This window comes from Fodinibius sp. SL11, from assembly GCF_052060035.1.
GTDB lineage: Bacteria > Bacteroidota > Rhodothermia > Balneolales > Balneolaceae > Fodinibius.
In genome coordinates this window covers 128,342-143,542 of the sequence record NZ_JBPOEA010000002.1, presented here as the reverse complement: position 1 = coordinate 143,542, position 15,201 = coordinate 128,342, and the positions used below count along the sequence as shown (strand labels likewise).

At 42.1% G+C, this 15,201-nt stretch carries 15 protein-coding genes; 3 read left to right on the top strand and 12 right to left on the bottom strand.

Annotated features, from left to right (window positions below):
- Positions 1–85: 85 nt before the first annotated feature.
- The 10 genes from trmB to ACQ76V_RS03765 all read right to left on the bottom strand — a co-directional run bounded on the left by trmB (position 86) and on the right by ACQ76V_RS03765 (position 9,563).
- Complete coding sequence (gene trmB, locus ACQ76V_RS03810; RefSeq protein WP_440999152.1) at positions 86–778, bottom strand: tRNA (guanosine(46)-N7)-methyltransferase TrmB; 693 nt, start codon at positions 776–778, stop codon at positions 86–88.
- A 30-nt stretch (positions 779–808) separates the two neighbouring features.
- The gene (gene pdxH, locus ACQ76V_RS03805; RefSeq protein WP_440999151.1) at positions 809–1,468 is read right to left on the bottom strand and encodes a pyridoxamine 5'-phosphate oxidase; all 660 of its coding nucleotides are present in this window, start codon (positions 1,466–1,468) and stop codon (positions 809–811) included.
- An 8-nt stretch (positions 1,469–1,476) separates the two neighbouring features.
- A complete protein-coding gene (locus tag ACQ76V_RS03800; protein WP_440999150.1) occupies positions 1,477–2,058 on the bottom strand; it encodes a thioredoxin family protein in 582 nt (193 codons plus the stop codon).
- A gap of 225 nt (positions 2,059–2,283) precedes the next feature.
- Positions 2,284–3,351 (bottom strand): PA0069 family radical SAM protein, encoded by a 1,068-nt coding sequence (locus tag ACQ76V_RS03795; RefSeq protein WP_440999149.1) that lies wholly within the window; start codon positions 3,349–3,351, stop codon positions 2,284–2,286.
- Between the two features lie 153 nt (positions 3,352–3,504).
- The gene (locus ACQ76V_RS03790; protein ID WP_440999148.1) at positions 3,505–4,320 is read right to left on the bottom strand and encodes a hypothetical protein; all 816 of its coding nucleotides are present in this window, start codon (positions 4,318–4,320) and stop codon (positions 3,505–3,507) included.
- Positions 4,321–4,450: 130 nt separating this feature from the next.
- Entirely contained in the window at positions 4,451–5,812 is a 1,362-nt protein-coding gene (locus ACQ76V_RS03785) for an NAD-dependent succinate-semialdehyde dehydrogenase (protein WP_440999147.1), read from the bottom strand.
- Positions 5,813–5,886: 74 nt separating this feature from the next.
- Complete coding sequence (locus ACQ76V_RS03780; RefSeq protein ID WP_440999146.1) at positions 5,887–7,071, bottom strand: aspartate aminotransferase family protein; 1,185 nt, start codon at positions 7,069–7,071, stop codon at positions 5,887–5,889.
- A 27-nt stretch (positions 7,072–7,098) separates the two neighbouring features.
- Complete coding sequence (locus ACQ76V_RS03775; protein WP_440999145.1) at positions 7,099–7,719, bottom strand: thioredoxin family protein; 621 nt, start codon at positions 7,717–7,719, stop codon at positions 7,099–7,101.
- A 62-nt stretch (positions 7,720–7,781) separates the two neighbouring features.
- On the bottom strand, positions 7,782–8,684 hold the full coding sequence (locus tag ACQ76V_RS03770) for a UbiA family prenyltransferase (protein WP_440999144.1): 903 nt from the start codon (positions 8,682–8,684) through the stop codon (positions 7,782–7,784).
- A gap of 195 nt (positions 8,685–8,879) precedes the next feature.
- Positions 8,880–9,563 carry a hypothetical protein gene (locus ACQ76V_RS03765; protein WP_440999143.1) on the bottom strand — a complete coding sequence of 228 codons (684 nt, stop codon included), beginning with the start codon at positions 9,561–9,563 and terminating at the stop codon, positions 8,880–8,882.
- Positions 9,564–9,751: 188 nt separating this feature from the next.
- Between ACQ76V_RS03765 and ACQ76V_RS03760 the strand changes: the two genes are divergently transcribed.
- From ACQ76V_RS03760 to thrC (ACQ76V_RS03750), 3 genes are all read left to right on the top strand, one after another.
- Positions 9,752–10,654, top strand: coding sequence for a 3-methyladenine DNA glycosylase (locus tag ACQ76V_RS03760; protein WP_440999142.1), 903 nt, complete (start codon positions 9,752–9,754; stop codon positions 10,652–10,654).
- A gap of 163 nt (positions 10,655–10,817) precedes the next feature.
- Positions 10,818–11,069 (top strand): hypothetical protein, encoded by a 252-nt coding sequence (locus tag ACQ76V_RS03755; protein WP_440999141.1) that lies wholly within the window; start codon positions 10,818–10,820, stop codon positions 11,067–11,069.
- 108 nt (positions 11,070–11,177) lie between these two features.
- Positions 11,178–12,881 carry a threonine synthase gene (thrC, locus tag ACQ76V_RS03750; protein ID WP_440999140.1) on the top strand — a complete coding sequence of 568 codons (1,704 nt, stop codon included), beginning with the start codon at positions 11,178–11,180 and terminating at the stop codon, positions 12,879–12,881.
- 46 nt (positions 12,882–12,927) lie between these two features.
- On the opposite strand, the gene thrC (ACQ76V_RS03745) is transcribed toward thrC (ACQ76V_RS03750), so the two are convergent.
- Both thrC (ACQ76V_RS03745) and ACQ76V_RS03740 read right to left on the bottom strand, forming a co-directional pair.
- The gene (thrC, locus tag ACQ76V_RS03745; protein WP_440999139.1) at positions 12,928–14,250 is read right to left on the bottom strand and encodes a threonine synthase; all 1,323 of its coding nucleotides are present in this window, start codon (positions 14,248–14,250) and stop codon (positions 12,928–12,930) included.
- 2 nt (positions 14,251–14,252) lie between these two features.
- Complete coding sequence (locus tag ACQ76V_RS03740) at positions 14,253–15,200, bottom strand: homoserine kinase (RefSeq protein WP_440999138.1); 948 nt, start codon at positions 15,198–15,200, stop codon at positions 14,253–14,255.
- Position 15,201 lies beyond the last annotated feature (1 nt).

Sequence of the window (15,201 nt, the reverse complement as noted above, 5' to 3'; positions counted from 1 at the left end):
AACAGTGTTAACTATTATAAGTAAACATTTCTCTACCGATAAAGCAATACTATCAAGTAAACTAATTTAGGAAGGCAATCAATCCCTAATCAAGCTCCCACGTAATTTCTTTACAGGGCAGCGAAAACTTGATAAATGATATCGTTCGTCCTTCTTCGAGATGACGTTTTTCGAAATGGGTTTGGATGGTCAGTAATTCATCATCGGGGCACTCTTCATAAATTTCTTCCACCAGGTCCAACACTTGACATCCCGTATTTCGGACAGACTTTTTGGTAAATGAGAAAAGGTCGTCGCTGTCCGTTTTGAAATAAATAACGCCCTGTGGTTTCATCACTCTTTGATAGATTTTTAAAAACTTGGGCGCCGAAAGTCGGTTATTGCGATCCGAATATCGTGGATACGGATCCGGAAAGGTTATCCATATATCATCGATCTCATCAGGCCCAAAATATTCATCCAAGTGATCGATGTATATCCGAAGAAACCGCACATTTTCTAATCCCTCTGCTAACGCTTGTTTTGCGCCTTTCCAGATGCGAGCGCCTTTTATATCGACTCCAACAAAGTTTTTGTTGGGATTGCCACGTGCCAACTCCAGCGTGTAGGTGCCTTTGCCACAAGCCAATTCTAAGACAATGGGATTATTATTCTCAAACACTTCAGAATGCCAACATCCCTTCGGTTTTTGGGCGTTCTCATCCTGAAAGTCAGTAAGTTCCAGCGTATTCGAAAAGGCTGTGACTTCTTTGAACTTTTCGAGCTTACCCTTCCCCATTTTTAAAAATAATCTAATTCAGAAATATTTTTAAGGAGCGAGCCTGAATATATTCCATTCATTCTCATCTTTTTCATAGCAGATGCGATCGTGCATTCTACTTTTGCGTCCCTGCCAAAATTCTATCCGCTTTGGGCGTAATAAAAATCCTCCCCAGAAGTCAGGCAAGGGTATTTCTTGATCTTTAAATCTTTGTTTGATCTCCTGAAATCGGTTTTCTAATTCCGTTCTTGAACCAACCTGGCTACTCTGTTTTGATGCCCAAGCCCCCAACCTGCTTTCTCTGGGCCGCTGCTTAAAATAATTTTCTGATGCGGATCGGCTTAATCGCTCAACATTGCCTTCTATACGGACTTGTCGTTCCAGCGGTGCCCAATAAAAACATAATGCGGCATGAGGATTTTCATCCAACTCCCGCCCCTTTCGACTACCATAATTAGTATAGAATCGGAATCCATTTTCATCTACCCCTTTAAGCAAGACAATCCGAGATGATGGTTTACCTTGCTTGGTAGCAGTAGAAAGGTTCATCGCGTTAACATCAAGAAGATCAGCAGAAAAAGCTTGTTCAAACCATTCCGTAAACTGCTCAATGGGGTCGTCGCAGACTTCCGACTCTGCTAATACTTGCTGGGAATACTCCCTCCGTAATTCTGCAATACTTTTTTTATTTCGGCTATCTTGAGACATGATAGATACTATCCGTCAAAATATTCGGGTGCATTTCCTTTTTTCCACTTGATATTGCAGCCCATACTTGGCTTCTGCTCTTCTTTGACTTCTTCATCAAAAAGCAGATCTGCGGCTTCACGGATATCATTGCCTGTAACTGGTTTGTCGTTCCCCGGACGGCTGTCGTCGAATTGTCCACGATAGACCAACTCATCGTTCACATCAAATAAGAAGAAATCCGGTGTACAAGCAGCTTGATAAGCTTTTGCAACCTCTTGCGTGCCATCGTACAAGTATGGAAATGAAAACTGCTTTTCACGAGCCAACGACGCCATCTTCACCGGACTGTCATCAGGATAATTTTCTACGTCGTTAGAACTTATTGCGACAACACCAATCCCCTTTTGCTGTAGATCTCTTGCTGTTATAACAAATTCATCCAAAATATGCTGTACAAATGGACAGTGGTTACACATAAAGACCACCAATAATCCCTTGGCATTATTAAAATCATCAAGAGAAACCAACTGATTATTTACCGTATCAAATAATTTAAAATCCGGTGCTTTTGTGCCAAGATCCATCATTGTAGAAGGAGTATTAGACATAACAGAAAGAGTAGTTTTGATTTATACTTTAATTCAGACTGAACGTACAAAATTTAGCAATTTTATGTTCAGTGAATATATACGAAATGAAAGGGAAAATGAATAAAAAATACCCGATATCTGCATGACAAATCAGGGCTTTAATGATTTTTAAAATTCAGTGTGCAGATATCGGGCAAAAGGTACTATCTCTATATATTCTTAAACGAACAACTATCCATAATGTTACATTTCAAACAGACCCAATTGACCTTTCTGGGGCCGCCGAAAGTGTTGAGTGGAAAGTCCACGTTCTTTCTTGTTCATTGCCAGTTTTTCAACATGGATGTTGAACATATTTCTTATTTGGCTGGCGTAGTTCCCTTCTCCGTGAAAACGTTCTCCGAATTCGCTTTTATTTAGTTTTCCACTCCTGATATCTCGAATTCTATTCAACACCTTTTCTTTGCGGTCCGGGAAATGCTGTTCGAGCCACTCTTTGAAAAGATCTTTAACACCATAGGGCAACCTCACAATGGTGTAAGAGGCATGGGTAGCTCCGGCCTCTCTTGCCTGTTCCAATATTTGAGGACATTCATGATCGGTGAGGCCCGGTATAATTGGTGCCACATTTACCCCTACTGAAATGCCGTTCCCCGCCAGCTTTTCAATAGCCTTAAGCCTTCGATTGGGTTGTGATGTTCGCGGCTCCATCACTCGCGCTAAATCCCGATTAAGGGTGGTTATCGACAAGGTAACGTGGACGGCGTTATATTCGGATAATTCGCTAAGCAGATCAATATCACGGGTGACCAGATAATTCTTCGTAATAATTCCTACCGGATTTCGGGCTTCGGCAAAAACTTCCAGACAGCTTCTCGTAATTTCCAGCTCTCTTTCTATCGGTTGATAGGGATCGGTAACTCCACTTAATGTAATGGGTTCAGGGTTCCATTTTTGGGAGGCAAATCTAGATCGCAATTTTTCTGCAGCATCATATTTAACCATAATGCGTGATTCAAAATCGAGCCCGGCCGAAAAGCCTAAAAATTCATGGGTGGGACGTGCGTAACAATAAATGCATCCATGTTCACATCCCCGATAGGGATTCAATCCATAGGTGAAAGGAATATCGGGACTATCGTTTTTGGAAAGGATCTCTTTCGAATCATCGGCCATAAGCTTGGTATCCTGAGCAGGTTTTTCGCCCGTTTCTTCATCAAGCTCATAATCGACGTATTTTCCCTCGAAGCGATTCGCAGGATTATCTGAAGCCCCACGTCCGCGAATGGGGTTTTTATCTTGCTGCTCCATAAGAATATCATTGGTGAAATTATATAGATAGACAGTAATAATATAACATTATGATTGACAGCATCATGTCATACAAAACCAATAATTTCCTGCAAATAAAAAAGCCCGAAGTAAATTCGGGCCTTATATCAGAAATACCTAAATCTTGCCAGTTTAGGAACAAAGTTGGCTATTAGGTGCATCTTGAAAGTTTTCATCCCAGCATCTTTTCCCATCACCATCTTCAATAAATCCTACATTCGTATCCGAATTCCAATATAGAGTCACATCCGGTTCATTTTGATAACTAAACACCCATTGGTGCTCAGGATTATCTTCGTCATAAGTTGTTGTCATAGTTACTGTGCCAGCATCGTAAAATCTAACAGTCATATTTTTTTCAGTATCGCTCGTTACTTTCCATTCAGAAGTATAGGCCAAGACTTCCTGATTGGTATCTGTATCCAACGAATTAAATTGCCAATTTCCTTCCGATCCATCTTCACTTACCGTCCCTTCCATCATTTTGTAATCTTCGAAACTGTTCCCTTGCCCATCATCATAACTCCAATACATGGCCCAACTATATCCTCCAGTAACTTCTTCAGCTGTCAACTTTAGAGAAACATTTTCATTCTCATAAGAATACGAATACTCCCATACCCACAAGCCATCCTCAAAAACAGGATCTTCACCAGGTGCTGCCATTAAAAAACCGCTGTAAGCACTAGCAAATGCAAAAGAACTCATCCCCTGAAAAAGGGCTACTTGACGAGCCTCATAATAATTTGAGGTCTCAGCCTGCACATCATAGTTAGCCAATTTGGGTTGATTATTTTCAAAAAATGAAACATCCGGCTGGGCTTGCTCATTCTGTACTTTTGGTAACTCGGGTGCTTCTTCAGGAGAGGGACCGGTGCTATCATCTCCACAAGCAACCAATCCCATTATTAATACGGTAAACAATAAATATTTCGTGTAACGATACATTTTAGCTTCCTCTTTGACTTAATTAATATTTGATTCACTTTTTTATACGTAGCCTTTAACAAAGATAGGTCAACAACTTTGCCTTTCTCTCTAAATGTAAGACCAAGAAGAAGCTGAATCCTTACAACTTTTAAGCTCTATACACTGTTTTAATATTTACGAACTCTTTTATCCCAAAGTGAGAAAGTTCACGACCATACCCAGATTCTTTAATACCCCCAAATGGCAATCGTGGATCAGACTTCACAAATTCATTTATAAAGCAACAACCTGCTTTTAGTTCGTAGGCAGCAATTTCTTCGGCACGTTGAAGATCCTCAGAAAACAGCGCCGCACCCAGTCCATAATTACTGTCATTCGCTACTTTAATAGCCTCTTGGGTATCTTTTACTTTGATAACGGAAGCCACCGGACCAAAAAGTTCTTCCTCATAAGCGGGCATACCCTTTGAAATTTCGGTGAGAATTGTTGGCGGGTAGTAATAACCATTCCTGTCGGGGACAAATCCCCCAAGAATACACTCGGCTCCTTTTCCTACGCTTTTTTGGACCTGTGCATGCAGATTATTCCTTAAATCTTCCCGAGCCATGGGACCAATATCCGTGGAGCTGTTAAATGGATCTCCGATTTTCTTTTCATTCATCATATGAAAGACCGCATCAAGGAATTCATCATAAACCTCCTCAACTACAATTAATCGCTTGGCCGCAATGCAACTTTGCCCACTATTGATAAGTCGAGAGGTTACACATGTTTCAGCGGCCTTTTCAACATCAGCATCATCTAAAATCAGGTAAGGGTCACTGCCACCAAGTTCGAGTACTGTTTTCTTAAGTACGCTTCCCGCTGTTGATGCCACTGCTTTTCCGGCACGGGTACTACCCGTTAACGTAACAGCGGCAATATCTGGATGCTCAATCAAGTTCTGTGTTTGATCTACATCGGCCACAACTGTTCGAAAAAGATCATCAGAGATACCTGCTTCGTGCATTAAATCCTCAACAGCCAACGCACAACCCGTAACATTGGGGGCATGTTTTAGGATCACCGCATTGCCGGCCATAAGCGCCGGAGCCCCAAATCGAAATAACTGCCAGAAAGGGAAGTTCCACGGCATAATAGCAAGAACAGTCCCCAATGGATTAAAGGTGACATAACTTTTGCTGGCATCCGATTTTAGAATTTCTTCCTCCAGGAAATCCTCGGTATTTTCGGCATAATAGTTACAGACCCAGGCGCATTTTTCAACTTCTGATTTCCCCTGATCCAGCGGCTTGCCCATCTCCCGGGCCATCAATTCGGCATACGATTCCTTTTTTTCTTCCAACAATTCCGCTATTCGCTGCAGTAACAAGCCACGCTCATAAAATGAATTGCGACGCCACTTTTCCTGGGCCCTGGCGGCATCTTTTGCAATAGTATCCAACGCCTCATCATTCATCTGATCGTACTCTTCAATAAGCTCTCCATTTGCCGGATTAATCGTTTTCATAGCAGCTCTTACTTAATTATTAGCATTGATTTTCTAATAAATAGTTTACGAATAGCAGTGGTCTCTACCAACTTTCAACAGTATTTTTTAACTGTTTTATTGATAGTTTGCAACGTCGATCTTAACAGATCTTCTTCAATAATCAATGGGGGAGCCAATCGTACGAGGGTATTTGAATGCAGGGTCCATCCAAGGATAATTCCTTCCTCAAAACACGACTCCACTACTTTTTGTGTTAGATCCCGGTCCTGCAACTCCATTCCGAGCATTGCTCCCACCCCGCGAATTTCATCAATACCCGCTGCTGTTAATTCTTCTCTCACAATTTGCTCAATTTGTTTTGCCTTGGCTCCGTAATCATCTGACAACAACTCTGAAAGGGTGGCATACGCCGCTGCACAAGAAACAGGATGACCTCCAAAAGTCGTCACATGATTTAAGGGGGGGTCGTGTTTAAACACTTCGAATATTTCGGATGACGATACAAAGGCCCCCATCGGCATACCTCCGCCCATTGCTTTGGCCAAGCTCATAATATCGGGTACAACCTCAAATCCCTGAAAAGCAAACAGCGAACCGGTGCGATAGAATCCTGTCTGAATCTCATCAAAAATGAGCAGCGCCCCTACTTCATCACAACGATCACGCACAGCCTGCAACCAATCTTTTTGGGCCGGGATGATACCGCCTTCCCCCTGGATGGGCTCCATAATTACGGCCGCCGTTTCTTCATCAATGGTTTCCAATCCGTCAAAATGGTTAAAATCCAAGAAATGGACATCCGGCAACAACGGTAAATAGGGATCACGATAGACATCCCGCCCGGTAACGCTCAACGAACCATGGGTATCACCGTGATAACCGTGATTAAATCCCACAAACTTATGCCGGCCAGTATACTTCTTGGCCAGTTTGAGTGCCCCTTCGTTAGCTTCGGTACCGCTGTTTACGAAATATACGCGATCCAAGGAATCCGGCAACTGTGATGTTAAAAGCTCGGCATAGGCCGACTGTGGTTCTTGGATAAATTCCCCATACACCATTACATGTAGGTGCCGATCCACCTGACGCTTAACGGCCTCCACCACTTTGGGGTGACGATGACCTAAACTGCTGACGGCAATGCCAGAAATAAAATCAACGTATTCTTTACCATCAGTGGTAACAATATAAGGGCCTTCAGCATAATCTATCTCCAGCCCCATGGGAGCGTCGCTGGTCTGCGCTACATGCTCGTAAAAAGAATCTTTATTACTCAAATTAATTACAGGTTTTTGTTCTGATATTTAGTTCTGCCATTCCGAAATCAACTGCTCAAACTCTTTCTGTAACTCCTTATTTCTGTTTTTGGCATACCATTTATGTAGATTTTTGGCCCACTCTTCTTTGCTAACACTGTCATCCTCTTTCCATTCCATGGCTTTTTGCTGAGCCATCTCCGGACGCGGCCCCCAAGTTCCGATTTCCTCCAGTGTTTCAGCATCAAGACAAACCAGCTTGGGAATCGAACGCCCACCATTAGTCAAATACTCATCCATAATATCCAAGTTCTGATCACGCAAGATAAATCGGACATCAATATTCTCAGATGTCTCCGCCATCTTCACGAGGGCCGGAATATTTTGAGCTGCATCGCCGCACCATGCTTCGGTAAGTACCACCCAAATCCAATCTTCGTCTAAGTTATTAAGTTTATTAGCTAATGAATCATTGAGTTCAACCCGGTTATCCCACCTGCTCATTCGCTGTACATTCATCTTCGTATAATGAATCATTTCATCCGAATGGTTGTCGCCCGTGGTCTTAGCCTGTTCAAGGAGATCATCAATCATATCCCGATACTCCTCATACGTAAAGGCGTGGTCAATAATTTCTTCCGTAATAATTTTTTCTGCTGTAATACTCATAATGTCTGTAGATGTAATTGTAATTCATGTTCGAACTGTAGATAAACAGTACCCTGAAGGTCTTACTCTAACAACAATTTGGCAACCCAAGATATTCCATCAATATCGATATGTTTTAAGAGAATACCCGCAATCAAAAAGATCACAAAACCGAACGACGTACCATATTTAATCCACATCACTTTTGAATAATCATCTTCGCTACTATCCAGTGATCGAATAATCCTTTGCACCAGCAGTAATATTATCAAACCGATAACTCCAAAAAGTACCGAAAGCGTCAAATGTGATTGTCCCATAGCCAAAACCACGAGTGCTAAACCGACGGCAAAACCACCGATAAAAAATCGCTGTACTCCTTTTTTACCATAATAGACCGCAAACGTTTGATCACCGCGTTTGCGATCTTCATCCAGTTGATAGATTTGCGAAATAGGATATAAACTAAGCAACAGCAATGAGGCTCCTACCGCAGCCACGAATATCCAAATAGACAAATGGATATTCCCTGCTGCCAAGTATCCCATTAGTACAGAATTTAGTCCCGTACTTACCCCTATAGCCACCAAGCTTTTTATGGGGTGACTTTTCCATCGCGCCAGGGGTGTGGAATACAACCAGAAAAAGAGCATGCTCGATATAAAAATTCCTGCAAATAAAAACCCTTCTCCTATCGCTATTCCTAAACCGATAAATTGAAAGATTATCGAGGCAACCCACATCCAGGGCCTCATTTTCGGGGGTTTTTTGAGTCCCCCAATGGGCCCTTCATCCTTATCCCAATAGGAATTGAAGGCCGTTGCTCCGCCAAAAAGAAGTAGATGAACATTTAGGAATTGGATGACAAACGACTGGATATTTAAATCATCACTCAAAAAACCACCTAATAAAAAGCCGCCCGACAAAATAAACAGCTGATAATGCCACCGCAGGTGTAGTATAAAATGCCAGAGTTGTATAAGCACGCTGGTGTACTGGGATTTATTATTGTGCAATATTTTAATGTTTGAGTTAAACACTCCAGTATTTTAAGGTAATAAAAACCCTCCCATAAAAGGTATCTCAAATACAATATATAAAACAAAATCCCTGTCCTTTCGAGCATCTTCGAAAGGAACAGGGATATGAAAACTCAAGTGTTATTGTTATTAAAAACAGGATTAGCCTGATAAATTATCTGAGATAAATTCGGATGCTTTTACCATCACCTTGTCAGTGGCCTCCATTACTAACGGCTGAATTTTATCAGGATCTAAAATTGCAGCATCCAAAACAACCTTCATATCGTCATCAGACTTAGCTTTCTGATTAATATTGATAATTCGATCACCATTCGGCTTAACCAGCTCCATATTCAAATCAGCCTCAATTTTACCTTTGTTTACACCAGGAATTAGAGAATTTTCCTGAACCAGTTTATAGTTAAGCCCTACTAACAACATGGCTTCTGCCTCATCAGGTATTGCTTCGGCCAAATCAGTTTTATGGCCTCTATGCATATTAACAGGATTATAAGCCTTGTAATTTTTAACAGTTATAAAATTCGAAGTTTGGGTAAACGTTTCTTCTGCTGACTCCGAATCAAACAGTTGAAAATTTTTATAGCGTTCTGTATCAATTACCTCTTCTTCGGGTATTAGCTCGAAAGGCATTACACGGGTATACTCTCCAAAAGTTTTTTTGTGGAGGTCTTCAGCAACAGGGTGAAGATCAAATTTATCACTTTGGGCCAAACGCTGTACGAGCTGTGCAGCCTCAAAATCTTCACTGTATTCTATATGTTTATCCACCCCTACAATTGCAACCGCAGCATTATCAATTTCTTTGACTGCTGACGTATCCATTGTAGAACACGACGAAATGAAGAGAAGTATTGTGAATAGATATAGGTATAATTTTAAGCGTCTCATACTTGATATTTTTTTTTGGTTAATAATTAAATAACCTAAAATATTTTAAAAATAAGATAGCATGTAAAGGACACCCAAACTTTAGCTTATCAATCCAATTTACAATTGGTATCTTTGAGGCTATGATTTCAACAGAAACACAAGTTCCTACATATATTAATGACCATTTAACCTTGGACCAATGGAAACAAGAAAAACAAACCCATCAACGGGCAATTAGTGAACTTATTGATGATTACCTGGAGAAGCGATCTCATCAACAGAAAGAACCGGTGCTGGATTTCCTTTTTGAATATTATGCTTTTCGTCCCTCCCACCTAAAGCGCTGGTCACCCGGAGTGGGAACACTGCTTGAAAACAGCATGCCAAGCGACTGGATGTTTGATGAAATGAAATCTATTGATGACCACTGTTTTTTGGATATAAAATATTTCGACAAAAGTCGCATCTCTTCCCTCCAGTGGATTTTAAACGTCCTTAAACAATCGCTCGACCGAAAACCTTCGTTTGGCTGTTTTGGGATGCACGAATGGGCCATGGTGTACAAAGCCGATCGTGTTCGCCACGATTATCTCTCCTTGCGTATGGATAAAGATGAATTAGCTGAGTTTGTGGAATCACGTCCGCTGGTCTGCACCCATTTTGATGCGTTTCGTTTTTTTACGGATGAAGCTAAACCTCAGAATAAATTTGAACTCAATCGCGATAATTTTGCCGAAATGGAACAGCCCGGTTGCCTGCATACGAATATGGACCTTTATAAATGGGCCTTCAAGATGTATCCGTGGATTTCGAGCAATACTATCCGCCGAGCCTTTGAACTGGCTGTAGAAACACGGGTTATGGATATGAAAGCCAGTCCATATGATTTACGCGACCGCGGACTCGAACCTATCAAAATTGAGACTGATGAAGGACGCAGGGAATATATGCAGCAACAAATGGCTATTTACGAGAAGTCACAGCCTATCCGCCAACAGCTTATTAGAGAGTATAAAAATCTGTTAGAAGTTTTTTCTGAATAAGAAAATACCCCGATCCTGAAACAAGTTTAGTATCACATATACATTAAAACTTCTTCCAGAATCCATCAGCAAGAAACCCCCGGTAAAATCTTTGATTGACTATCAGCTATTATGTATTGTTCCACCACAATTAAAAATAGTCATCTGAATAAATTTTAAGACGATGAGTGAACTCGATAATGCCGATTACGAGGCTTATGAACAGGACATTAAAGTACTCGTAGATACCCTGCGAAAGTGCTTTAACGCTGATAAAGCTCGATACAGCGTCGTTGGACATCAAAATACGTTATACATTGAAATTGAGGGGCTGGATGATCTTGATCCGGAAGAAATTTCCGACGTGGCCGAACCGGTTCTTGATGAGCTCGATATGGATTTTGATGAAATTTCTCTTCTACCGCTTAAAAACTAAAATGATTTTAAATCTTTAAAAATCGATTCCATTCCTATCTGGAATCAAGTATTTTCTACTGTTAATTAAATAGTATTTACATATTAATTTTCAATCAGGGATTTTACTATGGCAAGCGCAACAACAAATTACGAGTTACGATGTGTAGCAAATGGACATCTCAACTCAGAAGAAGAAACAACTACCTATTGCACTCAATGCGATAGTGTGCTTAGAGTATATTATGATCAGCTTTCAGATGATATCCAATATCCACTAAAGGAACTCAAGCCTGACCCGATGAAAACGCACCCATCGGCTCTCAAAAAACTGGATCGCTTGTCCGAAACCTATGGTGCAGACCTCTGGGCGAAGCTTGAATTTGAACACCCCACCGGCTGCTTTAAAGATCGCGGCAGTTATATCGAAGTACAAAAAGCACTTGAACTCGGTGCTGATGCCATTTGCCTCGCTTCAACCGGAAATATGGCCGCTTCGGTTGCTGCTTACGCTTGCTATTTCAAGATTCCCTGCTTTGTATTTGTCCCTGAAAAAACGACGGATGCAAAAATTGCACAGGCCACTATTTATAATGCCAATATCATCCGCATAAAAGGAGATTTTAGTACCTGCGAAGCGCTCTGCCGCGAATTTGCCAAATCGGGCAACTATTATTTAGCCGGCGATTATGTTTTTCGTGAAGAGGGACAAAAATCTTTCCCCTACGAACTGCTGGAGCAACAGGGTGAGGATTTTGATTACATTTTTGTCCCCGTTGGATGCGGAACCAACTTTGGTGCAATCTGGAAGGGATTTTCTGAACTCAAGGAGTCGGGTAAAATGTCAAAGCTGCCAAAAATGGTGGCCATTCAACCCGAGCAAAGTTCCCCCGTTGTGGAAGGCATTTTCAAAAAAGAGAAAATTATTAAAAAACAAGTTAACACCATGGCGCAATCGGTCGCCGCTTCAGATCCTGTTGACTTTCACAAGGTGTTGTTGGGCATCGAAGAATCAGACGGATCAGCCTTTACCGTTACGGAAGACGAAATTCTGCAATCACTAAAAGAGATGGCGGTTGAGGAAGGACATTTTACCGAGCCCGCCTGTGCCTTGCCGCTGGCCGCATTCAAAAACAATATGGACACGTTTAAAAACAAAAAGTGCTTGTTTGTGCTCACCGGATCTGGACTCAAAGATACCAAGGTGGTAGCCAAGCATTCTCTGTCATCTCCTGTCCTTTCGCCCGATATTAATAAAGTTACTAACTACATCAAGTCAGGTTTTATTGAGATGCAGAAGGATTCCTGGGGTAAATCGCGCGATACCTTCATGGCAAACCTTGAGATGGATGAGGATCACGAAAAGCTATACAATGAGTACGTCTCAAAAATTAATAAAAAAGGGAAAACATTAAGTAATAACGAAATTGAAGTTCTGCAATCGCTCATCTTTAATGAAGATCTGGACTTGGATTATCCCGCAGAGGTACTCGACTATAAACTTACGATGCGGAAGCACGGACTCGTGCAAGCGGCCGTAAAGCTCGACCTACAGGGAGAAGAAATAATTTCGGAAGCAAAGGGCGTTGGTCCTATTGATGCGATTTTATCAGCCATTCGCGCCGAAACCAATTCGGTTTTCCACTTGGAAGTCAAAAACCACGAAGTGGATATACTGAGCCCAGATACGGATTCGCTGGTTGTAGTTACGCTTACCCTGGCTAACAACGATCAGGAATGGGTCTCCAAAGGGGCATCTCCTGATACCCTCGAGGCGGTTATTCAAGCGTTTACGAAAGGGCTGGCTATTGCCATGAAATCATCCGTGACTTAATAAAGCATCCCTATTTTCTAAGTCAACAGCGATACTCTATGCTTATTTAATTATAGTGATTTAACAACCACTGTTTGAGTTCGCCGTATTCGTTCCTCAAAACGGTGCTCTTCTTCTGTTTTTCCAGACACGCTTTGAGGCGGTCAGGTATTTCAATACCGGCACCGATTACGGGTTCAATAACATCTTTAAATTTGGCGGGGTGAGCAGTTGATAAAATAATTTTAGGGGTAGATGCACTTTCACCAAAATATCCTTGTTCCCAACGAATATATTGTTGGACCGCCCCATATCCTACCGCCGTATGGGGATCCATCAGGTACTCGTGTTTACTAAAGACTTTCTTTATCGCCTGTTGGGTTTCCGAATCAGAAAAAGACGCTCCCCAAATCTGACGTTTCATCTGTTGATATTCTCCATTATATAAATCGACAATACGTGCAAAATTGCTGGGATTTCCCACATCCATAGCATTTGAAATTGTTCTTTTCGAGGGCTGGGGATTAAACTCACCACTTTCTAAAAATTTGGGCACTACATCATTCGTATTAGTGGCAGCGATAAAACCGGCCGCTGGCATGCCCGTTTTTTGCGCCATCAATCCAGCCGTTAAATTGCCAAAATTTCCACTGGGGACACAGAAAATAGGAGGATGGTCTTCATCACGTAACTGGGCTACAGCATAATAGTAATAAAACATCTGCGGAATTAGTCGAGCAATATTAATAGAATTGGCCGAACTAAGCTGCATTTTTTCGTTCAGCAACTGATCTGAAAATGCCTTTTTTACCATCCGCTGACAATCATCAAAAGTGCCCTCCACTTCCAACGCCTCTACATTCTTGCCGGCTGTAGTTAGCTGTTGCTCTTGAATGTAACTTACTTTTCCTTTGGGATATAGCAGACATACCTGAATCCCTTCCACCCCTAAAAATCCCTGTGCTACAGCACTTCCGGTATCCCCCGAAGTAGCAGCTAAAATCACCAAATCCTCATCGGAGTCTTTCCTCAGTGCCGAAAACATGCGTGACATAAACCGGGCACCGAAATCCTTAAACGCCAGAGTTGGACCGTGGAAAAGTTCTAACACATACACTTGATCACCTAATGAAACCAGCGGTACCTCAAAATTAAGGACTTCGTTAATAATTTTTTTAAGTAACTCATTACCTATCCCATCAACGAACAAACGAGATACTTCAAAGCCGATATCCTGAAGAGTTTTCTGTCCAAGGTTATCAAAAAAAGAACTTGTGAGCTGCGGCCAACTTTGGGGAAGATATAACCCCCCGTCAGGGGCCAGCCCTCTGAGGGCAGCCTCTGCAAATGATACCGGAGCGGCCTTCTTATTCGTACTGATATATTTCATTCCTATGCTTCCTCTAAAATTCGGGGACCTTCTTTATTTATTGGAGATATATACACTTCGTTATCCAGCCCAATTTCTTCAAATGCATGCTGCATTGCTTCGCCTATCGCCGTGGCGGTTTCTTTATCCCGGGACAGAGCAAATATCGAAGGACCCGATCCAGATATACCGCTTCCCAATGCTCCGGCATCCAATGCAGCTTTTTTTACCTCGTCAAAGCCCGGAATCAACACCGACCGGATTGGCTCAATTATTACGTCCTGCATCGACCGTGAAATGAGTTCATAATCTCCTTTTAAAAGCCCCGCTACTAAACCGCCTACATTCCCCCATTGCGTAACTGCTTTTTGTAGTGATATATCGCGCCGCAAAATCTTGCGGGTATCTTCTGTCCTGATCTCTATTTGGGGATGTACGACGGTAGCAAATAATGGCTTCGGGCAATCCAACTCGATAACATCCTGGGGCTCACTACTACGGATAAAAACAAACCCTCCAAATAGTGATGGGGCCACGTTATCCAGATGGGGTGTACCGCAGGCCACACGTTCACCTTCAGCGGCAAAAGTCAGCAATTCATTGGCCGCAAAAGGCGATCCCAGCAATTGATTAACAGCCACCACCGCTCCTACCGAACTCGCGGCACTCGACCCAAGCCCACTTCCCAATGGCATTTTCTTATGGATTTCCAATGCAATCCCTGCATCAATGTCCAGCTGTTTTAACAGGGCCCGGGCTGCCACTCCCGCCGTATTCTTGTTTACCGAAGTAGGCAATACACCATTTTCACCCGACACTTTTGTTATTTGGATTCCGGGTTCTTCTGTTCTCCGTGCTACAATTATATCACCGGGATGATCGACTGCAAATCCCATCACATCAAAGCCACAGCTTACGTTGGCAACCGAGGCCGGAGCAAACACTTTTACATATTGATATTGATCAGCCATC